Origin of the sequence: Providencia sp. PROV201 (assembly GCF_028479545.1) — a bacterium.
In the GTDB taxonomy this organism is placed as follows: Bacteria; Pseudomonadota; Gammaproteobacteria; order Enterobacterales; family Enterobacteriaceae; genus Providencia; species Providencia huaxiensis.
Window position 1 is genome coordinate 19569 of sequence record NZ_JAMPNW010000005.1, and the last position, 21129, is coordinate 40697.

General features: G+C 41.6%; 17 protein-coding genes. 7 read left to right on the forward strand and 10 right to left on the reverse strand.

The features are described from left to right. Window positions 1-240: 240 nt before the first annotated feature. Window positions 241-1182, forward strand: a complete 942-nt coding sequence (locus PR809_RS05700) for an ABC transporter ATP-binding protein (RefSeq protein WP_004913716.1) — start codon at window positions 241-243, stop codon at window positions 1180-1182. Then, on the forward strand, window positions 1179-1949 hold the full coding sequence (locus tag PR809_RS05705) for an ABC transporter permease (protein ID WP_004913713.1): 771 nt from the start codon (window positions 1179-1181) through the stop codon (window positions 1947-1949). The genes PR809_RS05700 and PR809_RS05705 overlap by 4 nt, the downstream gene beginning before the upstream one ends. Before the next feature lie 125 nt (window positions 1950-2074). Here PR809_RS05705 and panD read toward each other — a convergent pair whose 3' ends face one another. From panD to sfsA, 7 genes are all read right to left on the reverse strand, one after another. Next, complete coding sequence (gene panD / locus PR809_RS05710) at window positions 2075-2455, reverse strand: aspartate 1-decarboxylase (RefSeq protein WP_102139422.1); 381 nt, start codon at window positions 2453-2455, stop codon at window positions 2075-2077. Window positions 2456-2670: 215 nt separating this feature from the next. Next, window positions 2671-3534: a pantoate--beta-alanine ligase gene (gene panC / locus PR809_RS05715; protein ID WP_206276234.1), complete on the reverse strand. Its 864-nt coding sequence runs from the start codon at window positions 3532-3534 to the stop codon at window positions 2671-2673. Window positions 3535-3564: 30 nt separating this feature from the next. After that, a complete protein-coding gene (panB, locus tag PR809_RS05720) occupies window positions 3565-4356 on the reverse strand; it encodes a 3-methyl-2-oxobutanoate hydroxymethyltransferase (protein ID WP_206276235.1) in 792 nt (263 codons plus the stop codon). 58 nt (window positions 4357-4414) lie between these two features. Further along, window positions 4415-4906, reverse strand: a complete 492-nt coding sequence (gene folK, locus PR809_RS05725) for a 2-amino-4-hydroxy-6-hydroxymethyldihydropteridine diphosphokinase (RefSeq protein WP_102139419.1) — start codon at window positions 4904-4906, stop codon at window positions 4415-4417. Between the two features lie 17 nt (window positions 4907-4923). Then, complete coding sequence (gene pcnB, locus PR809_RS05730) at window positions 4924-6270, reverse strand: polynucleotide adenylyltransferase PcnB (protein WP_206276241.1); 1347 nt, start codon at window positions 6268-6270, stop codon at window positions 4924-4926. A gap of 728 nt (window positions 6271-6998) precedes the next feature. Next, a complete protein-coding gene (gene dksA / locus PR809_RS05735; protein ID WP_004260494.1) occupies window positions 6999-7454 on the reverse strand; it encodes an RNA polymerase-binding protein DksA in 456 nt (151 codons plus the stop codon). 195 nt (window positions 7455-7649) lie between these two features. Further along, the gene (gene sfsA, locus PR809_RS05740; RefSeq protein ID WP_166265731.1) at window positions 7650-8360 is read right to left on the reverse strand and encodes a DNA/RNA nuclease SfsA; all 711 of its coding nucleotides are present in this window, start codon (window positions 8358-8360) and stop codon (window positions 7650-7652) included. Window positions 8361-8459: 99 nt separating this feature from the next. On the opposite strand from sfsA, the gene hrpB reads away from it, so the two are divergent. Beyond that, a complete protein-coding gene (gene hrpB, locus PR809_RS05745) occupies window positions 8460-10919 on the forward strand; it encodes an ATP-dependent helicase HrpB (RefSeq protein ID WP_166265728.1) in 2460 nt (819 codons plus the stop codon). Window positions 10920-11101: 182 nt separating this feature from the next. Next, a complete protein-coding gene (gene mrcB, locus PR809_RS05750; RefSeq protein ID WP_206276236.1) occupies window positions 11102-13627 on the forward strand; it encodes a bifunctional glycosyl transferase/transpeptidase in 2526 nt (841 codons plus the stop codon). A 456-nt stretch (window positions 13628-14083) separates the two neighbouring features. On the opposite strand, the gene hemL is transcribed toward mrcB, so the two are convergent. Next, complete coding sequence (gene hemL / locus PR809_RS05755) at window positions 14084-15373, reverse strand: glutamate-1-semialdehyde 2,1-aminomutase (RefSeq protein WP_102139445.1); 1290 nt, start codon at window positions 15371-15373, stop codon at window positions 14084-14086. Between the two features lie 213 nt (window positions 15374-15586). Between hemL and erpA the strand changes: the two genes are divergently transcribed. Next, window positions 15587-15931, forward strand: coding sequence for an iron-sulfur cluster insertion protein ErpA (gene erpA, locus PR809_RS05760; protein WP_004260480.1), 345 nt, complete (start codon window positions 15587-15589; stop codon window positions 15929-15931). A 314-nt stretch (window positions 15932-16245) separates the two neighbouring features. Here the strand turns inward: erpA and btuF are convergent, their stop codons facing one another. Together btuF and mtnN are read right to left on the reverse strand one after the other, a co-directional pair. Further along, complete coding sequence (btuF, locus tag PR809_RS05765; protein WP_241098661.1) at window positions 16246-17076, reverse strand: vitamin B12 ABC transporter substrate-binding protein BtuF; 831 nt, start codon at window positions 17074-17076, stop codon at window positions 16246-16248. Between the two features lie 68 nt (window positions 17077-17144). Continuing rightward, complete coding sequence (gene mtnN, locus PR809_RS05770; RefSeq protein ID WP_102139413.1) at window positions 17145-17837, reverse strand: 5'-methylthioadenosine/S-adenosylhomocysteine nucleosidase; 693 nt, start codon at window positions 17835-17837, stop codon at window positions 17145-17147. Window positions 17838-18094: 257 nt separating this feature from the next. On the opposite strand from mtnN, the gene dgt reads away from it, so the two are divergent. Next, window positions 18095-19621: a dGTPase gene (gene dgt / locus PR809_RS05775; RefSeq protein ID WP_166265719.1), complete on the forward strand. Its 1527-nt coding sequence runs from the start codon at window positions 18095-18097 to the stop codon at window positions 19619-19621. 174 nt (window positions 19622-19795) lie between these two features. Beyond that, window positions 19796-21127: a 23S rRNA (uracil(1939)-C(5))-methyltransferase RlmD gene (gene rlmD, locus PR809_RS05780; protein ID WP_272524483.1), complete on the forward strand. Its 1332-nt coding sequence runs from the start codon at window positions 19796-19798 to the stop codon at window positions 21125-21127. Window positions 21128-21129 lie beyond the last annotated feature (2 nt).

The following is a 21129-nucleotide window of genomic DNA, read 5'->3' on the forward strand; positions in this document are numbered from 1 at the left end:
TGTTACTTTGCGATAAAATCTTATACAACATTTATTGATTAATTAATAATTAGTTATACTAATTTCAACATCCTTATGATGAACCTGTCTTTTAGGCAAGACAACCCTAAATTCATAACATATTGAATTATATTGTATAAACTAATTATCTCTTTTCTGCATAACATAGTGCAGAAAAAAGTGGCATCATGATGATATATTGCCTTCAAATCGTCCTAAGAATAAAGGTTTTTTTTACATATGACATATGCACTTGAGTTATCGCAATTAACCAAAACCTACCCAGGTGGTGTAAAAGCCCTGAAAGGGATTGACCTGAGCGTTGAAGACGGTGACTTTTACGCATTGTTGGGGCCAAATGGCGCGGGTAAATCAACCACGATCGGGATCATTAGCTCGCTGGTGAATAAAACGAGCGGTTCTGTAAAAGTATTTGGTTATGATTTAGAAAAGCAAGTTGTGCAAGCAAAGCAGCAACTTGGATTAGTGCCTCAAGAGTTTAATTTCAACCCATTTGAAACGGTATTACAAATCGTTCTTAACCAAGCCGGTTATTATGGGGTCACGCGCTCTGTTGCTGTACAACGTGCAGAGCAGTACCTGACCCAGCTTGATTTATGGGAAAAGCGTGATGAGCGGGCTCGTAATTTGTCCGGTGGTATGAAACGCCGCTTAATGATAGCCCGTGCGTTGATGCACCAACCAAAGCTATTAATTTTGGATGAACCCACCGCGGGTGTTGATATTGAACTTCGCCGTTCAATGTGGACATTCTTAAAGAATCTTAACGCTCAGGGAACGACAATCATTTTAACCACTCACTATTTGGAAGAAGCTGAAATGTTATGCCGTAATATTGGTATTATTCAACACGGTGAATTAGTTGAAAATACAAGTATGAAGCAATTACTGAGTCAATTAGAATCAGAAACCTTTATTTTTGATTTAATGCCAAAAAGTCCGATCCCTCAATTATTAGGGTATGAATCACGTTTGATAGACACCTCAACACTTGAGGTAGATGTCAAAAGAGAGCAAGGTCTAAATAGTGTTTTTAGCCAATTCAGTGAGCAAGGTGTTCAGATTTTAAGTATGCGAAATAAAGCAAATCGGTTAGAAGAGTTATTTGTTAACTTAGTCAAAAGAGAAAGTAATGCAACCGAGAAGGAGATTGCAAGATGATCTCACTATATTGGGTCGCATTAAAAACCATTTGGATAAAAGAAGTCACGCGGTTCGGCCGTATTTGGATACAAACATTATTACCACCTGTGATCACCATGTCGCTCTATTTTGTGATTTTTGGTAACTTAATTGGTTCAAGAATTGGTGATATGGGCGGTGTGGATTATATGCAGTTTATCGTCCCCGGGCTGATCATGATGGCGGTGATCACTAATTCATATTCAAATGTTTGTTCTTCTTTCTTTGGCTCTAAATTTCAGAAAAATATTGAAGAATTACTCGTTGCCCCTGTTCCGACGCATATTATTATCGCAGGTTTTGTTGGTGGTGGTGTTGCTAGAGGGATTTTAGTCGGCTTTCTCGTCACATTGGTATCGTTATTTTTTATTCCATTGCAAGTCCATTCATGGGCAATGGTAGTCATAACGTTATTACTAACCGCAATTGTGTTTTCCCTTGCTGGTTTATTAAATGCCATCTTCGCTAAGACATTTGATGATATTAGTATTGTTCCTACCTTTGTATTAACACCATTAACGTATTTAGGCGGTGTGTTTTATTCGTTGTCACTGCTCCCCCCGTTTTGGCAAGCCGTCTCTAAACTGAACCCAATTGTGTATATGATCAGCGGCTTTCGTTATGGCTTTCTGGGAATAGCTGATGTTTCTATCGCGATTACATTAGGCGTCTTAATGATTTTTTTAGTCGTCTTTTATGCATTAACATGGTTCCTAATTGAGCAGGGTCGAGGCCTCAGAAGCTAAGTTTTAGGGATGAAATTGTGTTAAAAAAACGGCTTTTGATACTGAATGTAATCAAAAGCCGTTTTTTATTGAAATGTATATAAATGGTGTTATTAATCAATTTATTGGGTAAGCAAAGACCCAAATTATGCCACTTGGACTGGAACCGCTTTTGCTAGGCGACTCATTTTATTATTTTCATCAAAGTAAGCTACTTTTGGTTTATGTAAGCGAGCGTCTTCATCTTCTATTTGCACATAAGAGCAAATAATCAGTTTATCACCAACCGCAGCGCGGCGTGCAGCAGCACCATTAACCGAAATAATTTTTGAACCACGTTCGCCCGAAATTGCATAAGTTGAAAAACGTTCACCGTTATCAACGTTGTAAATATCAATGGCTTCGTATTCAATGATCCCAGCGGCATCCATGAAGTCCTGATCTATTGCACATGAGCCCTCGTAGTGTAGGTCTGCTTGTGTAACAGTGACTCGGTGGAGTTTGCCTTGTAACATTCTTCTTAACATTTTTTCTTCCTCATTTGGCTCACAGCGTTGTTGGTGGCGCTCACTCACCCTAGTCACATACTTATGTATGCTCCTAGGGACTCGTTTACTTACCGCCTAGCTGTGAACCAAATGAGTTTGAAAAAAATAAAAGCCATTCGGAACACAGACATTGAATTAACGCTATAAACACTGTAATTGCAGTGTGTTATTTCATTTTTATAATTGATTTATTTTTATGCAATATCGCGTTGCAGGTCAACTTGTAAATTGTCAATAAGACGCGTTTGACCTAACCATGCAGCCATTAAAATAACCGCACGTTTACTCGGCTCACCAAGTGGTAATAATGTATCTGCATCGCGAATAAATAGCTCATCAGGGGTAAAACCGGCTTCACGTAAGCTATTATTCATCTCTTCTATAATAACCTCAGATGCGTTAGGCTCAGCGACTAATTTTTCACCCGCTTGTTGCATAATTTGATACAGTTTAGGCGCTGTTTTTAGCTCTTCCGCTGACAAATTGTTGTTGCGTGAACTCAATGCTAAGCCATTTTTGGCTCTAACCGTTGGGACACTAACAATTTGAGTATCAAATGATAAGTCAGCGACTAATTTGCGAATTAATTGCGACTGTTGGTAATCTTTTTCACCAAACAAAGCAATATCGGGCTGTACTAAGTTGAACAGCTTAGTGATAACCGTTGCGACACCTCTAAAATGACCGGGACGGCTTGCGCCTTCTAACATCGTCGATAACTCGGGAACGTCAACAAAAGTCTGTTTTTCCATCCCTTCTGGATAGAATTCTTGCGGGGAAGGGGCAAAAACTAAATTGATATCACGACGCTTTAATTTTTCGCAATCTTCTTGCAAAGTCCGTGGGTAATTGGCTAAATCAGATTGCCTATCAAATTGCATTGGGTTTACGAATACACTGGCAATCACAATATCAGCTTGTTTTTTCGCTTGGTCAATGAGTGTTAAGTGACCATCGTGTAAATTACCCATCGTAGGGACAAGTGCAATACGTTTACCTTCTTGTTTCCAGCGGCGAATTTCACGGCGTAAGATAAGTGCCGTTTCAACGATAAGCATACGTGAGTTCCTTATAATTACTGGCATCAATTAAGAAAAAGAATGTGCTTCACTTGGGTAAATGCCATCTTCCACTTCTTGGATATACATACGAATAGCATCATGAAGGTTGCCTGCTTGAGCTAAAAAGTTTTTAGCAAATTTAGGCGCTCGTGCGGTAATACCCAGTGCATCATGCATAACAAGGATTTGTCCATCAGTTCCATTTCCTGCGCCAATACCAATCACCGGTAATAACAACTCTTCAGAAACATGACTTGCTAAGGCAGTTGGAACACATTCGAGAACCAATAATTGGATACCTGCATTTTCTAGTGCAATCGCATCTTTGAGTAATTGATTTGCCGTGACCTCATCGCGTCCTTGGACTTTATAGCCGCCAAGAACGTTGACGGCTTGTGGTGTTAAACCGAGATGACCACACACAGGAACAGAGCGTTCTTCTAGCATTCTTACGGTATCACATAACCAACTGCCACCCTCAATTTTCACCATGTTTGCACCGGCTTGCATCAAAATTGCTGCATTAGCACAAGCTTGTTCTGGTGTGGCGTAACTCATAAATGGCATATCTGCAATAATGAAGGCGTTTGGTGCACCTTTGCGAACGCATCGGGTGTGGTAAGCAATTTGCTCGACAGTAACTGGTAAAGTAGATGATTCACCTTGGATCGTCATTCCCAGTGAGTCTCCAACGAGCATCACTTGAATACCTTGCTCATAAAATAATTGAGCAAAGCTTGCGTCATAGGCAGTCATAGTTGCAAATTTGTGTTTGTCTTTTTTAAACTGACATAAATCAGCCAGAGAAATTGGTTTCATTATAATAACCTCCGGAAATGATCTCCCTGCGACCATACCTCATAAGAGGTTGAACATTTTAGGCTGGAATATCCCAAAATGTTAGGCCATTTCGAGGGACTTGTGTGAGTCTTTCTGAAAGCTTTTCGCCATCAGGAAAAACAAGGGAAGGGGCGATTTCACTAAGCGGATACAACATAAACTCACGCTCTTTTAGCCCATAATGTGGAACAATTAACCGTTCAGTATTGATAATACGGTTACCAAAAAGCATGATATCGAGGTCAAGAGTTCGTGGACCCCAACGTTCCTCTTTGCGAACACGACCAAGCTCAAGCTCGATTTTTTGTGTGTGGTTGAGGAGTATTTCTGGCTCAAGACTTGTTTCGAGTAGTACAGCCAGATTCAGAAAATCTGGCTGGTTTTGTGGACCTAGTGGTTTAGTTCGGTACACAGAAGAGGTAGAAACAACACGGCTATTGGGAATCGCATCTAATGCTGCAATAGCTTGTTGTGCCTGTAATAGCGGCTCACCAAGGTTACTTCCTACAGCAATATAGACTTGTTCCATTGTATTCTCTCTATCAATTATGACTTATTCGACCGGCGTGCACCTGTTCCACCTTGTGATGAACGTGGGCGATGGCGACGGCGAGTGGGTGCGTTGCCTAATTCCGAAATCATTTCACGCTGTTTGGTATTATTCGCTTGTTGAAAATCAGCCCACCATAATGCTAACTCTTGTAGCTCGTTGCGGTGCTCAACATTGGCCCTTAACTCTAATAAATCAAACGCGGCACGGAATTTCGGGTGCTCCATTAATTTATTGGCACGACGACCTTGGCGACGAGGTAAACGTAACTGCAGCAACCAAATATCACGCATCGTGGTTGTAATGCGTTTTGGGATCGCAATCGAACGGCACTGTTCGTCTAAAATATCATTCATCGCAAGGGCAAAGGCATCATAATAGGCTAGCCCGCCTTCTTGAGAGAGCTTTTCAGCATGCTCTGTAACTGGGTACCATAACATAGCCGCAAATAAAAAAGCAGGGTTAACACGCTTATCATTTTTTAATCGGAAGTCAGTATTTTTAAGGACTTGCTCAATGATTTTTTCCATTGGCGAATCACTGTTATCCGTAAAGCGGCTTGCGACAACAGGGAAAAGCTGCTCAAACAAACCATATTTTTTGAGCATTTTATAGGTATCGTAACCTTGGCCTGCTTGTAGTAATTTGAGTGACTCTTCAAATAACCGAGCAGATGGAATTTCTCTCAATAAATGAGCAAGTTGGTAAATTGGCTCTGCAGTTTTTGGTTCGATGCTCATATTTAATTTGCAGGCGAAACGTACCGCTCTTAGCATTCTGACTGGGTCTTCACGATAGCGTGTTTCTGGGTCACCAATTAGACGAATAACGCCAGCTTTGAGGTCAGTTAAGCCATTAACGTAGTCACGTAATGTGAAGTCTTCAATATTGTAATATAGGCTGTTAACGGTGAAGTCCCGACGGATCGCATCTTCCTCAATGGAACCAAAGATGTTATCGCGTAACAACATGCCATTTTGTGCTTGTGCAGATAAGTTTTTGTCATCTGATGCACTTTGGTCATGGTGGCCACGGAAAGTTGCAACTTCAATAATTTCGGGGCCAAACATAATGTGTGCTAGGCGGAAACGGCGACCAACTAGACGGCAATTACGAAATAATTTGCGGATCTGTTCTGGTGTTGCGTTTGTCGTAATATCGAAGTCTTTAGGTTTTTGGCCTAAAAGCAAGTCACGCACACCCCCACCGACTAAATAGGCTTCAAAGCCACTCTTATTTAAGCGATACAGCACTTTTAACGCATTGTCACTGATATCACTGCGTGAAATAGGGTGTTCGGAACGCGGGATAACAGTAATGTTTTCTTCGTTTACGGTTGTCATTGTAGGGCGCTTCTCAGGTGGTGAATCGGCACGTTGAGATTGACGAACCGTTTTTCTAATAGGGGTTGTTTTATGGGGTTGAACGGTGTTCTGCTCTTTAGATGCGGTTTGCGCATGAGCAGAATGAGTGACTGGCCTTTTACCGGCTGCCTGACTATCTCGCGAAGGATCACGATGTTTTACTACATCTTCAGGAGATGCATCTGTATTGCGAGATAAAATATTACGGCAGAAATTTGCTACTCGGTTAAAAATAGTACACCTCGATGTCATTACCAATATTCATTAAACAAAATAAGCGGCTAATCATAGCTCACAGAAGTTTCTTTGAGAATGGTTAAACGAATAAAAGTCGTCTCTAATTATAAACGTTACCAATAAAATTTACGCAAAATAATAGCGCAAAAAGCTTTCTTGCTATAGGTGTATAGGGTTAGAAGCCTTATTTTAAGCGTTTTTTTGTTATTAGATTATCGTTCAAATTCACACTATGGGGTTAAAAGATAGCATAAGCTATTTCCGTAAAAAATTACGCGAAAGTAAATATTTATCTTATTTAAAGGAACATGATAGGACGTTATCGCCAGCCAATTGGCAAAAAGATGCGAGAAGGATAGATTTTACGTGATAGCTAACGCAAGGAATAGGCTCTGAGCGGAACATAACAGAATGTGGAGTTCCCTTGTAACGGCGCAGTAATATGCGCCGTTCAGGACTCCATACAGACACTAGCCAGCCATTTGCTTTTCGCGAATTTCAGCTAATGTTTTACAGTCGATACATAAATCAGCGGTAGGACGGGCTTCCAAACGACGGATACCAATTTCTACACCACATGATTCACAATAGCCAAAGTCGTCATCTTCAACTTTTTTCAGCGTTTTTTCGATTTTCTTAATCAGTTTACGTTCACGGTCCCGGTTACGTAATTCAAGGCTGAATTCTTCTTCCTGAGCGGCTCTATCAACGGGGTCTGGAAAGTTAGCTGCCTCATCTTGCATATGAGTAACAGTCCGGTCCACTTCATCTCTGAGTTGATTGCGCCATGCTTCGAGAATGAGCTTAAAATGCGCCAACTGGGCCTCGTTCATATACTCTTCGCCAGCTTTTTCATGATAGGGTTCAACCCCAGCAATGGCGAGAATGCTTAAGGACGATGTCTTACGTTTTTGCCCTTCTTGCATAATGCTTCTCCTACACACGCAAATTTTACAAAAACCCCAAGGGGGAAAAATTAAGGTCGCTATAAATAGCAGAAGACTGCTCTCTTGGCAATCGTTCCTGCAATGAGTTTTGTAATGCTGTGAGGGCGAGCGTGTTTATTCCCTTTTTAGCGCCCAGAACTCTGCGGCCTCGTATAAAAATCGGTTAAAAAAACTTTATTTAATAGAGTTAAAGTGAATCTGCTTACTTAACACCATTTGTTGAACAGTTATATCAGCTTGATAACAAAGCACTTCAACACCACTTTGTCTCGCTTCCTCCAATAATAGCGCATAATGTTTATCAATATGTGCCGCTGCAGATGCTACGTGAATACCTGTGTGTAAAGCAACAAACAATAGTATGGCTCTTTTTCCTTCTTTCGCAATATACATTAGTTCTCTTAAATGTTTTTGGCCCCTAAGTGTCACCGCGTCAGGAAAAAAACCTTGATTATTTTCGAGTAAAGTTACTGATTTTACTTCGATAAAGCAATCGGGTAATCCATTTTGCGTGAGATAGAAATCGATTCGGCTATTTTCTGTGCCATATTTGACTTCAGGTTTTATTACGCTGTATTCGGATAATTCTGGAATGTGTTTTTCGGTTAAGGCTTGCGCAACTAATTGGTTCGCACGAAGGGTATTAATGCAAATAAAATGACCATTTGCTGTTTGGGTTAACTCCCAGCTATACGGGTATTTGCGTTTTTTATTATCGGACGTTGAATACCAGATGGTATCACCCGGGGTTGCACAACCTGTCATAGCGCCCGTATTCGCACAGTGAATTGTTATTTCTTCACCGCTCGGTAAAGTCACATCAGCCAAAAAGCGCTTGTACCGCTTAATTAAAGTGGCAGGTTGTAAGGCGGGTTCAAATTCCATGGGATCTCCGCTAGGGTATCGGTAATATGCTTACTGGCAAAAGAGGCTAATGCTACAATGTCTGACAGCAAAAGTTAAATATATGGAGTGATAGCCCCAGTGTTACCGATATTCGAAGTTTGTGAGGACATACTTACCGCGTTAATGGCTTCACCTCAAGTATTGCTTCATGCACCTACAGGTGCGGGTAAATCAACCGTTTTGCCGCTAGAAATATTAAAGAGTGGAGTTATTAATGGACGGGTTATCATGTTGGAGCCTCGTCGCTTAGCAGCACGTTCAGTGGCGGCTCGTCTTGCACAGCAACTTGGCGAAGAAGTCGGTCATACCATTGGTTTACGTATGCGCTCTGAAACTAAAGTTAGCCGCCACACTCGTCTTGAAGTGGTGACCGAAGGCGTACTGACCCGCTTACTGCAAAATGATCCCATGCTTGAAGGGGTTGGTTTAGTCATTCTAGATGAGTTTCATGAACGAAATTTACAGGCAGACCTCGGCCTAGCCTTGTTAATTGATTCACAGCAAGCCTTACGTGAGGATTTACGTATTCTGTTGATGTCAGCGACACTAGATAATCAAGGGCTGTCCCAGCTGTTTCCTGATGCTCCGGTTATCACTTCTCAAGGGCGTACATTTCCCGTCATACGTGAGTATCATCCAATTAACCCAAATAAACTCTTTCATAAAGAAGTCGCATTGGCGGCTTGGCAATTATTACAGCAAGAGCATGGGTCTTTACTATTATTTCTTCCAGGTATGGGGGAAATCGAGAAAGTAAGAGCAGAACTCGCTTCGATGGTAAGTGAGGACATACTTTTATGTCCTTTATACGGAGCATTAACCCTACAAGCCCAGCAACAGGCGATACAGCTGGCACCAGAAGGAATGCGGAAGGTCGTATTAGCCACTAATATTGCGGAAACCAGTTTAACGATAGAAGGCATCCGCCTTGTGATGGACAGTGGTTTTGAACGTGTGGGTCAATTCAACCCAAGAACAGGGCTGACAAAGCTAATTAAACAGCGAATCAGCCAAGCATCGATGGCGCAGCGAGCTGGTCGAGCTGGCCGTTTAGAAACGGGTGTTTGTTGGCACTTATTGAGTGAAGAGCAGGCTGAGCGTGCGGCACAATTTAGCGAGGCCGAAATTGCGCAAAGTGACCTGAGCAGCTTATGGTTATCTTTATTACAGTGGGGGTGCCACGATGCAGCCCAGCTGAATTGGCTGACTTTACCCCCGAAGCCTGCAATATCTGCGGCAAAAAATTTACTGGGTAAATTAGGTGCTATTGATGCAGCTGGTAAGTTAACGCCTTTTGGGCTGCAGATGGCGGAGTTAGGTAGTTCAGTACGAACAGCGGCAATGTTATGCAAAGCACAACAAAGCCAAAATCAGCATGTTATTCAATTAGCTGCACTACTGGTGGCGATTATCGAAGAACCTCCTCGTCAACAAGATGCGGATCTTCGCTATTGCATAGAAAGGCCAACAGAGGGGTGGTGTAAGAGAGCATCAGCACTTTGCGAACAAAAAGTGCCGAGTACCATTGGTCAGCGAGATGCGCTCATTAGTGAGTGGTTACCAACGTTGCTGGCTACAGGGTTTCCCGACTACATAGCGAAATCTCGAGATAACCAACAACGTTACCAATTAGCGAGTGGCTTAGGGGCGACGTTGGGTGAGTCAGATAGACTAATGGGGACTCCGTGGTTAATAGTGGTGTCTTTATGGCAACCTGAAAATACAGCGGATGCGCGTATTTCTTTGGCTTACCCTGTAGAGATTGACAGGTTACAAGCAGATTGCCCATCACTGTTTAACAAGCAAGAAACGGTCGAATGGGATGAACAAAAAGGGACATTATTAGCTTGGAAGCGCTTGCAATGCGGTCAATTAGTGGTGAAATCAGAACGTTTAAGCAACCCAGATAAGACTGAGGTTCGCCAAGCGTTGGTGTATTGGTTGAAGCAAAATGGCTTACAGCAGCTAAATTGGCAGGAAGATGCATTACAATTATGTGTCCGTTGTACGTTAGCTAAGCAGTATTTTCCCGATGTTGACTTGCCAGATTTTGATGATACAGCTCTATTGGATTCGCTGGGTGAATGGCTTGAACCCTATCTTGATGGCATAACAAATAAGCAAAAACTACAGCAAATTGATTTAGCTTCTTTATTAATCAATCGATTGGATTGGCAGCAACAGCAGTGGTTAGAAAGTATGTTTCCGAAAACTTATCGAGCGCCATCTTTACATGATGTAAGTATTTACTACGCGTTAGATAAGCCACCAGTGGTAGCGATTCGTATGCAAGAGATGTACGGGGAAAAAACGAACCCGACAATAGCACAAGGAAAAATAGCAGTAACGATATCTCTACTGTCTCCTGCCATGCGGCCGTTGCAGATCACGCAAGACCTTGGTGCGTTTTGGCAAGGCAGCTATAAAGAGATACAAAAAGAGATGAAAGGGCGTTATCCAAAACATTTATGGCCGGATGACCCCGCAAATACTGCGCCAACAAGGCAAACAAAAAAAGCGATGATGGGTGCGAAATAGCCTATTTTTATGCTCTAATAGCGAGTTTCCTTATTCAGCCAATTGATAGACTAAACTGAGTAAGGAAATGTAATTAAGAGCTTTCTTTGGTGAAATCTCTGAGGTTATGGGCCAAAATTAACCACTAAACTGGCATAACGAGTGAGTTATTAAGATATTTTGTAAGGTGATATGGAGCGACCATGTCAGGTAAAGATTTTGAACCAATCGGCAGACGTAACAAAAAAACTGCTGGGAAAAAACAATCTTCATCCCGCCGTCGTAGAGACCGCGATGACTATGATGATGAAGATTTATTCGAACATGATGATATTGATGAACAATATCTCGATGATGAAGATGAAGAAGAAGAGCAAATGGCTAAAAAAGGCTCAAGAAATAACAAGCCTCGAAAGGTAAAAAGTAAATGGCGTTGGTTTTGGCTGCTCGTCAAACTGATGATCGTGTTTGCTGTTCTACTCGCGGCATATGGTTTTTATTTAAATCAACAAATTAAAGAACGCCTTGATGGTAAGGTGTGGGATTTACCCGCAGCCGTATACGGCCGAATGGTTAACCTCGAGCCAGGTATGGACTACAGCCAGGCAGAAATGGTTCGCCTACTTGAAGGCATGCAGTACCGTAAAGTGAGTAAGATAACAACGTCAGGCGAATTTGTGGTGCGCGGTAATAGCATCGAAATCTTACGCCGGCCGTTTAATTTCCCTGATCAAAAAGAGGGGCAAATACTTGCTCGAATGGTGTTTGAAAATAATGCCTTGAGCAAAATTGAAAATATGGAGAACGGTCGCTCATTTGGCTTTTTCCGTTTAGACCCGAAACTGATCACGATGATGCAGTCGGCGAATAATGAGCAACGGTTAGTTTTACCGATATCTGACTTCCCCGAATCTCTAGTTAAAATCTTACTAGAAACCGAAGATCGCAACTTTTATGAGCATGATGGCGTCAGTTTGTACTCTATTGGCCGTGCTGTTGTTGCTAACTTAAGTGCAGGACGCTCCGTTCAAGGGGGAAGTACATTAACCCAACAGTTAGTCAAAAACTTATTTTTAACTAATGAACGCACATTAAAGCGTAAAGCTAATGAAGCGTATATGGCGATTTTACTGGACTACAACTACAGTAAAGAACGTATTTTAGAGCTGTATTTAAACGAAGTCTTTTTAGGTCAAAATGGTAATGACGAAATTCGTGGTTTCCCATTAGCAAGTTTGTATTACTTTGGTCGACCAATCAATGAGTTAAGTTTTGACCAACAGGCTTTATTAGTGGGGATGGTGCAGGGGGCATCAACATATAACCCTTGGACTAAGCCACAAAATGCGATTAAACGCCGTAATATCGTGCTGAAAATCTTGGAAACACGTGGCGTGATTGACCAAGAAATGTATCAGGTACTCAGCGCAAGGCCTCTTGGGGTGAAAAACAAAGAAGGGCTGGTGGCTTCTCAACCTGCCTTTATGCAAATGGTTCGTTTAGAACTCAATGAGAAATTGGGCGATAAAGTTAAAGAACTCTCGGGCGCGAAAATTTTTACTACCCTAGACCCAGTTGCTCAAACTGCGGCTGAAAATGCAGTTGAAAATGGTGTCGCTGATTTACGTAAATCTCGTAAATTGGATGATATCGAAGGGGCAATCGTGGTGGTTGATCGCATTAATGGCGAAGTACGCGCGATGGTTGGCGGTTCTCAACCGCAGTTTTCAGGTTTTAACCGCGCGTTAAATGCACGACGTAGTATTGGTTCCCTAGCAAAACCACCTGTCTACCTCGCGGCATTAAGTGAACCAGACCGCTATCGGTTAAACACATGGCTAAAAGACGAGCCACTAACAGTGAAGGTTGGGAATCAAAACTGGAGCCCAAGAAACTACAGCCGCAATTTCAACGGCCGGATGATGTTAGTAGACGCTTTGGCTAAATCACAGAATATCCCAACGGTAAATCTAGGTTTAGAAGTTGGCTTAGACCAAGTGTTTAACACCTTTGTACGCTTAGGGGCTCCTGCAGCGGCTATGGAAAAAGTTCCCGCTATGTTCTTAGGTGCGGTTAACTTAACACCAGCGGAAGTTGCCCAAGTATTCCAAACCATTGGCGGTAATGGTAATCGTGCGAAATTGTCGGCATTACGTTCAGTCATTGACGGAGATGGTAAAGAGATTTACCAAAGCTACCCATCTGCTGAGCGAGCAGTACCTTCTCAAGCGGCATACCTCACATTGTATGGTATGCAACAAGTGGTTAAACAAGGTACGGGCAGAGTCTTATTGTCTAAATATGCGAAGTATAATTTAGCCGGTAAAACAGGGACAACTAACGACCTACGTGATAGCTGGTATGCAGGGATTGACGGCAAAGAGGTCGCAATTGTGTGGGTTGGCCGTGACAATAATGGCCCAACACAATTAACAGGAGCAACAGGCGCACTGAAAGTGTACCAACGCTACTTAGATAACCAAGCGCCATTAGCACTTATCAACCGCGCACCAGAGGGAATTGTTGATATGCAAGTCACAGCTGATGGCCAATTAAGTTGCTCAAACTTTGGCGGCGGTAGAATGTTGCCGATTTGGACGGATAACCCAGAAGGGTTATGCCAAGCGTCTGAAAGTGAAGCTCCAGTTTGGGATCTAAATGGCAATAATGGCGAGCAGCAAGGTGATGCGCCGGATTGGGTTAAGGATATGTTTGGCAATAACCCCTAAATTCTCGTCATATTTCAAGTTGTGACTGTGTTGGCTTCATTCGTCAACCCTAGTCACATACTTGTGTATGCTCCTAGAGATTTCCTTATTTGCCGCCTTGCCACAACTCGAACTATTTAGAGAATTAATTAGTTGGTGAGTTGCTTATTTGAAAGGCTAATTATTTGAGTGCTAATTAGTTAGGGCGTTGTGGTGTAAGGCTCTTCTCGTCATATTTCAAGTTGTGACTGTGTTGGCTTCATTCGTCAACCCTAGTCACATACTTGTGTATGTTCCTAGAGATTTCCTTATTTGCCTCTTACGACAACTCGAACTATTTAGAGAATTAGCTGGTGAATTAATTATTTTAAAGGCTAGTTAGGGAACTGTGGTGTCGAACCTAGAGTTATCTATTCTTAGCTATAAAAAAATAGAGGTGAAATTGGATAAATTTCACCTCTATAACATCAATGTGAATTAATTCTTTTTAATTTTCATCAATGCAGTTTCTGCGGCTTTGATCGTTTTCTCAATGTCTTCATCGCTGTGTGCGATAGACATAAAACCTGCTTCAAAAGCAGAAGGTGCGAGGTAAATACCTTGCTCTAACATGTAATGGAAAAATTTCTTAAAGCGCTCAACGTCGCATTTCATCACATCTTGGTAGCAAGTTACGGTTGGGGCGTCGGTGAAGAAAATACCAAACATGCCACCGACGTGATTGATAACCATCGGGATACCTTGCTCTGCGGAAACACGTTTTAAACCACGAGCTAACTTTTCTGTTAATTCATTTAAACGTGAGTGAACACCCGGTTGAGAGACTTCTTTTAAGCAAGCAAGACCTGCAGCCATCGCGACAGGGTTACCAGATAAGGTCCCTGCTTGGTAAACAGGCCCAATTGGTGCTAGTTTTTCCATAATTTCAAGGCGGCCACCGAAGGCACCAACAGGCATACCACCACCGATGATTTTACCTAAACAGGTTAAATCAGGCTGAACGTCATAGTAATCTTGTGCTCCACCTAATGCGACACGAAAACCTGTCATAACTTCATCAATGATGAGTACGGCATTGAATTCATCACATAATGCACGTAAACCGGGTAAAAATTCAGCTGTTGGTGGTACGCAATTCATATTTCCAGCAACTGGTTCAACAATCACGCATGCAATATCTTCTGGGTAATTTTCAAATGCTTTGCGAACTGAAGCTAGGTCATTATAGGTACAAGTTAATGTGTGTTTTACAAAATCTTCAGGTACACCCGGGGAGTTAGGTTCACCCATAGTAAGTGCGCCAGAGCCCGCTTTGACTAATAAGCAGTCTGCATGGCCGTGGTAACAACCTTCAAATTTGATGATTTTGTCACGGCCAGTGTAACCGCGCGCCAGACGAATTGCGCTCATGGTGGCTTCAGTACCTGAATTCACCATACGTACCATATCCATAGAGGGTACTAATTCACAAACTAATTCAGCCATTTCAACTTCGGCGGCAGTCGGTGCACCAAAACTTAACCCTTTATGAACAGCTTTGATCACGGCATCGCGGATCTCAGGATGGTTATGGCCTAATACCATCGGTCCCCATGAGCCAACGTAATCCACATAGGCTTTACCATCAACGTCATAAATATAAGCGCCATCCGCTTTTTCAATAAATAATGGGGTTCCACCAACACCATTAAAAGCACGAACAGGGGAGTTTACACCCCCAGGAATTTGTTCTTTTGCTTGTGCGTAAAGTTTTTCAGATTGTGACATCGCAGGGCTCCAGAAAGAGGCTAAGAAAAAAATTGCTCTCATTCTAAAGCACCACACCAATTAAACCAAATGTTGAAACGAAGATATGCACAATGTGTCTAATTGCGTAACAGCACTTGAACGATTTAGTCAAGTGACGGATAATTAGGTTAATTGATCTGAGTAGGCTTTTGCCTACACATGAATTTACCGGTCACCGGTTTGGAGTAAAAAATGAGTGATGATGCAGCTCTGCCATTGCAATTTACTGATGCGGCAGCAATTAAAGTTAAAGATTTAGTCTCTGATGAGGACAACCCAAATCTGCGTCTGCGTGTTTATATCACTGGTGGCGGATGCAGCGGTTTCCAATATGGTTTCACCTTCGATGACCAAATCAACGAAGGCGATATGACCATTGAAAAGCAAGGTGTTGCTCTGGTTGTAGATCCAATGAGCCTACAGTATTTGGTAGGTGGAAGTGTTGATTATACTGAAGGCTTGGAAGGTTCGCGTTTTATTGTCACTAACCCGAATGCTAAGTCTACTTGTGGGTGCGGTTCGTCCTTTAGCGTCTAATTTTCGTCATATTTCAAGTTGTGACTGTGTTGGCTTCATTCGTCAACCCTAGTCACATACTTGTGTATGCTCCTAGGAATTTCCTCATTCACCGCCTTGTCACACCTCGAACTATTTAGAAAAATCTTTTCGTCATATTTCAAGTTGTGTCTGTGTTGGCTTCATTCGTCAACCCTAGTCACATACTTGTGTATGCTTCTAGGAATTTCCTCATTCACCGCCTTGCCACACCTCGAACTATTTAGAAAAATCTTTTCTCCATATATAGCTTCTAAACTTATTAATTTTTACTTTTTGATTTAAGACGTTATTTTTCAGTTTGGTAGTGTGTTTAGTTGGTCGCATAGCTGCTCGGTGGCATTGATGATACGGGGGCCTGCACGGTGAAACCAATCTTCATTTAATCGGATAATTGGGACATTCATCTGAGAGTGCCAAAATTCTTTCACTACTTTTTCCTGTTCTGGCGAGCCTGTCATGATAATTACATCTGGTTTGCGAGTGAGTACCTGCTCACGGCTGACTTGTGGCCATTGAACTGCACTATTTACAAAAACATTTTCACCGCCACAAAACTCTACGATATTATTTTGCAGCGTGTGGTTACCCGCGCTAAATAAAGGCTGAGTACCGAGTTGAATGAACACTTTTTTGGGTTTGTTATTAGAAATTTTTTTATTTTGATAAGGGGCAAGCTTAGCGCGCATTTTTTCCACATTTTGCTGTGCTAACGCTGGGTTTGGGCTGTATTGCGCTAATTCAATAACTGAATTGATGACATCATCAATGGTTTTAGGATCGAAATAAATAATTGGAATGCCAAAACCCGCAAGTTGATCAAGGGGACGCTGGGGGTTGCCTCCTCGCCATGCGAGGATTAAATCAGGTTTAAGCGCGATAATACGTTCTACATTTAAACCTTGCCAATCAGAGACTTGTTCTAATTTTTTTGCTTGTTCTGGGTAATCGGAGTAAGCACTGACCGCAATTAAGCTATCCCCAAGCCCTGCAGCATAAGCTAGTTCAGTATTGGCTGGTGATAAACTAATAATACGCTGCTTTGCTGCTCCTAGGGCAGAAAAAGCCACTAATAAAGCACATAATAAGGTAACAGTAAGAGAAAAATAATGCGTTATTCGTTTCATAACAAAACTCATCGTAGAATTAATTAAAAGGCATAACTAACAAATGGCTATACCTTTTATGAAAATCATTAAGCGAGTTTAGCTAAAATGGCTGTGATCATCAGTGAGGATTGACGGGCAGCGACAGGTAAGAACTCATCGAAGCTCGTATGGGATTCCTTATCTGCCACATCCGAAATAGCACGAACGACGACAAACGGGGTGCCAAATTGGTGACATACTTGGCCAATCGCGGTAGCTTCCATTTCTACTGCCGCAACTTGCGGGAACATGGCTTTAATGCGTGCCAGTGGCTCAGCACCATTAATAAAAGCATCACCGCTACAGACTAAACCACGAACAGCATTCATATCCAATAACTTAATGCACTGCTCAGCAACTTCAATCAGTTTAGTATCAGCAACGAAAGCGGGTGGGCACTGTGCCATTTGGCCAGGTTCATAACCGAATGCTGTCACATCAGCATCATGATAACGAACTTCCGTAGAAACCACGATATCGCCAACATTTAAACGAGGGTCTAAACCACCTGCGGAACCCGTGTTAATCACGACATCTGGTTGGCAATGCTCTAATAACAGTGTTGTACCGATTGCGGCTGCGACTTTACCAATACCTGATTTTAATAAGGCGACGTCAACGCCATTAATTTGACCTGTGTAAATTTCACAGCCAGCGCGGCTAATGGTTTGGCAATTTTCTATTTGTGAGCGCAAAATCGCCACTTCCTGTTCCATGGCACCAATTATTCCAACTTTCATTTTGTCTCCTTTTCCCTGCTCAATTTGCACTATTAATGTCAATATAGTGTCAATATTTTGACTAGGGACGATAATGTTTTATTGTGTTATTGCTGTATTTTTCGAGCAGGTTCGCAATTTTAATTGCAACAACTCGGATTTAGACAACGAAATTACAAAGGTGCACGAAGTGTAACATTGAAAGGTGAGCCGTGAAGTATTTTTCCTGTATTTAGGCTATATAATGAAACATCAATCGAGATAGGGAAGGTGGCAGAGTGGGTGAGATTAATTTTGTTAAAAAGCTAAACTTTCAGCGTAACTATATGAGTAGTGCGAAAAACCAAAAAATTTCACCTAAAGATGAAGATGCGGTTAATCGCTTATTTGAAAGTGACCGTGGGCGGATCATTAATTCGGCTGCCATTCGCCGCTTACAACAAAAAACACAAGTTTTTCCCTTAGAGCAAAACGCAGCAGTGCGGAGTCGCTTAACTCACTCACTAGAAGTCCAGCAAGTTGGCCGCTACATCAGTAAAACGGTTTTAGGTGAATTAAAAAAGAAAAAATTGCTCGAGCCCTATGGGTTAGATGAACGTTGTGATGCTTTTGAAAGCTTAGTCGAAATGGCGTGTTTAATGCATGATATCGGAAATCCTCCATTTGGACATTTTGGTGAGGCCGCAATTCAGCGATGGTTTACCAAATTATTGTCGCCAAGTTACCTGTTTACACCGAATTCCCCTGACCCATGCAAAATACCTGCATTACAGTTAACTGGGAATGAAAAACAAGATTTATTCCGCCGCCAATTAAAGCAGGATTTATGCTCATTTGAAGGTAATGCGCAAGGGCTGCGTATGGCGCATCGCTTACTTAAATTAAACTTAACCTATGCGCAAGTTGGTTCTATCTTAAAATATACGCGTGGTGCTTATGATTTGGAGCCAATTCCACCTGAGTTTGATTATTTGATGAAAAAGCCAGGCTATTATTGGTCTGAGGTGGACTTTGTTAGTGAGTTAACCAAAAAGCTCGATATGGAGAAATATTGTCGTTTTCCGCTGTCCTATATTATGGAAGCGGCTGATGATATTTCATATTGTATTGCTGACTTGGATGATGCCGCGGAAAAAGGCATTTTTACTGTTGAACAGCTGATTGAATATTTGAAAGCAGAGTGGGGAGATATTGTACAAAATGATTTGTTCGATCAAACCATTATGCGAGCTTTCAATAATATCAGTGACAACCACACAAGGCGTATTCAGCAAGATCAGTTCTTTATGTATTTGCGCGTGAATATCACAGGGAAATTGTCTCATTACAGCGCACAACAATTCATTAAAAATCTGCCCGAAATTTATAATGGCACTTTTAACAGTGCGTTGCTAGAAGATAAAAGTCCAGAACATAGGTTATTGAAAGTACTGAAAACAGTGGCTTTTAAACATGTATTTAACCACCATGAAGTTGAAGAGTTAGAGTTACAAGGCTACCGAATTATCAGTGGGTTATTAGATTTCTATAGCCCATTATTGATGATGGATAGGCAGGATTTCGCTGATCTTGTTGAAAAAAATTATCACAAGCACTTTTTCATTGAAACGAGGTTATTTCATAAATTATCTAATAAGCACCGCTTATCTTACACGGAAGCACTTGAGAAAATCTCCGCAACGAATGAATCAGATAAATCTATTCTAGAGTTTTATTATCGAGCTCGTTTGATTCAAGACTATATTAGTGGCATGACCGACCACTATGCTTATGAAGAATATCGTAAATTTATGGTTAGTAACTAATATACTACTTGAATGGAATGATAAAAATAGAAAAGTAGTCAATCAAATGATAGGAAAATAGGTATAATGGTATAGGTCGTTTTTCTTAATTAATTAGCGAAAAAAACATCGCACTAAAATTGGAAACTCGACAATCATGATTTTTATAACTTAATACTCTGTAGTGACTACTTTATGGCTCAATTTTACTCTCCTGTTCGTCGTACCTCTTCACGCCGTCAAATCACGGTTATTGCTGACAGCCTTGATGCCGCAGGGCAAGGTGTCGCCCGTATCGAAGGGAAAACCATTTTTGTAACAGGTTTATTGCCTGGGGAAGAAGCACATATTGAATTGACGGAAGAGAAACGACATTTTGCTAAAGGAAAGGTGGTTAAGCGTTTGAGCACTAGCCCCCAGAGAGTAAAGCCTCATTGCCGTTATTTTAATCAATGTGGAGGATGCCAACAGCAGCATGTTGACATTGCACTGCAAAGAGAAAGTAAAGCTCATGCATTAGCTTACCTGATGCAGCGCGAAACATCGCTAGATATATCCGTTCCTACGGTGATTAGTGGTGAGCCATATGGTTACCGCCGTCGAGCTCGATTAGGGCTACAATATCAGTCTAAAAGTAAAAATGTCATTATGGGGTTCCGTCAACCTCAATCTAACACATTGGTTGATATAAAAAATTGCCCGGTACTTTCCCCTGAATTGGATATCTTATTAAAGCCGCTTTCTGAATGTATTAACCAGCTCAGTAATAAGGCAAAACTGGGTCATGTAGAACTTATTCGTGCAGACAATTGCAAGATTGTATTGATTCGTTACTTAACGCCTTTTTCGTTATCAGATACTCAAAGGTTGAGTGATTTTGAAAATCAGCACGGAGTGTCTATCTGGTTAGCGGGGAATGATGAAAACTTACAAGCTTTGTCAGCAATTTCTCCACAGCCTGAATATCAAGTTGCTGGGGAGATACTAAAATTTGATCCATTAAATTTTATTCAAGTGAACGGGCAAGTTAACCAGCAGATGGTAGAACAAGCATTAGCATGGTTAGATCTAAACAGTGAAGATAGAGTATTAGATCTTTTTTGTGGAATGGGTAACTTTACGTTGCCAATTGCACGGTTAGCGAAATCCGTTGTGGGTGTTGAAGGTGTAGAAAATTTAGTCGAACAGGCTCGAAACAATGCACAGCTCAATACTATTTGTAATGCAACCTTCTATAATGAAAACTTAGAAGCTCAGATACACACACAACCTTGGGCGGCTCATGGCTTTAATAAAGTGTTATTAGACCCAGCGAGGGCTGGAGCAGCTGGTGTTATGGAACATTTAATTAAACTGATGCCAGAAAAAATTGTCTATGTTTCATGTAACCCCACAACATTGGCGAGAGATAGCAAAGTTTTACTTGATGGGGGCTATCAATTATTACAGTTGCGGATGCTAGACATGTTTCCGCAAACTAGCCATTTAGAGTCAATGGCGTTATTTATCCGTCGCCCAGAGGTTTAATA

Excerpts from the sequence above, each read along its gene's own strand:
- PR809_RS05700 (WP_004913716.1), top strand. The coding sequence starts at position 241 with ATGACATATGCACTTGAGTTATCGCAATTAACCAAAACCTACCCAGGT.
- PR809_RS05705 (WP_004913713.1), top strand. The coding sequence starts at position 1,179 with ATGATCTCACTATATTGGGTCGCATTAAAAACCATTTGGATAAAAGAA.
- panD (WP_102139422.1), bottom strand. The coding sequence starts at position 2,455 with ATGTTAAGAAGAATGTTACAAGGCAAACTCCACCGAGTCACTGTTACA.
- panC (WP_206276234.1), bottom strand. The coding sequence starts at position 3,534 with ATGCTTATCGTTGAAACGGCACTTATCTTACGCCGTGAAATTCGCCGC.
- panB (WP_206276235.1), bottom strand. The coding sequence starts at position 4,356 with ATGAAACCAATTTCTCTGGCTGATTTATGTCAGTTTAAAAAAGACAAA.
- folK (WP_102139419.1), bottom strand. The coding sequence starts at position 4,906 with ATGGAACAAGTCTATATTGCTGTAGGAAGTAACCTTGGTGAGCCGCTA.
- pcnB (WP_206276241.1), bottom strand. The coding sequence starts at position 6,270 with ATGACAACCGTAAACGAAGAAAACATTACTGTTATCCCGCGTTCCGAA.
- dksA (WP_004260494.1), bottom strand. The coding sequence starts at position 7,454 with ATGCAAGAAGGGCAAAAACGTAAGACATCGTCCTTAAGCATTCTCGCC.
- sfsA (WP_166265731.1), bottom strand. The coding sequence starts at position 8,360 with ATGGAATTTGAACCCGCCTTACAACCTGCCACTTTAATTAAGCGGTAC.
- mrcB (WP_206276236.1), top strand. The coding sequence starts at position 11,102 with ATGTCAGGTAAAGATTTTGAACCAATCGGCAGACGTAACAAAAAAACT.
- hemL (WP_102139445.1), bottom strand. The coding sequence starts at position 15,373 with ATGTCACAATCTGAAAAACTTTACGCACAAGCAAAAGAACAAATTCCT.
- erpA (WP_004260480.1), top strand. The coding sequence starts at position 15,587 with ATGAGTGATGATGCAGCTCTGCCATTGCAATTTACTGATGCGGCAGCA.
- btuF (WP_241098661.1), bottom strand. The coding sequence starts at position 17,076 with ATGAAACGAATAACGCATTATTTTTCTCTTACTGTTACCTTATTATGT.
- mtnN (WP_102139413.1), bottom strand. The coding sequence starts at position 17,837 with ATGAAAGTTGGAATAATTGGTGCCATGGAACAGGAAGTGGCGATTTTG.
- rlmD (WP_272524483.1), top strand. The coding sequence starts at position 19,796 with ATGGCTCAATTTTACTCTCCTGTTCGTCGTACCTCTTCACGCCGTCAA.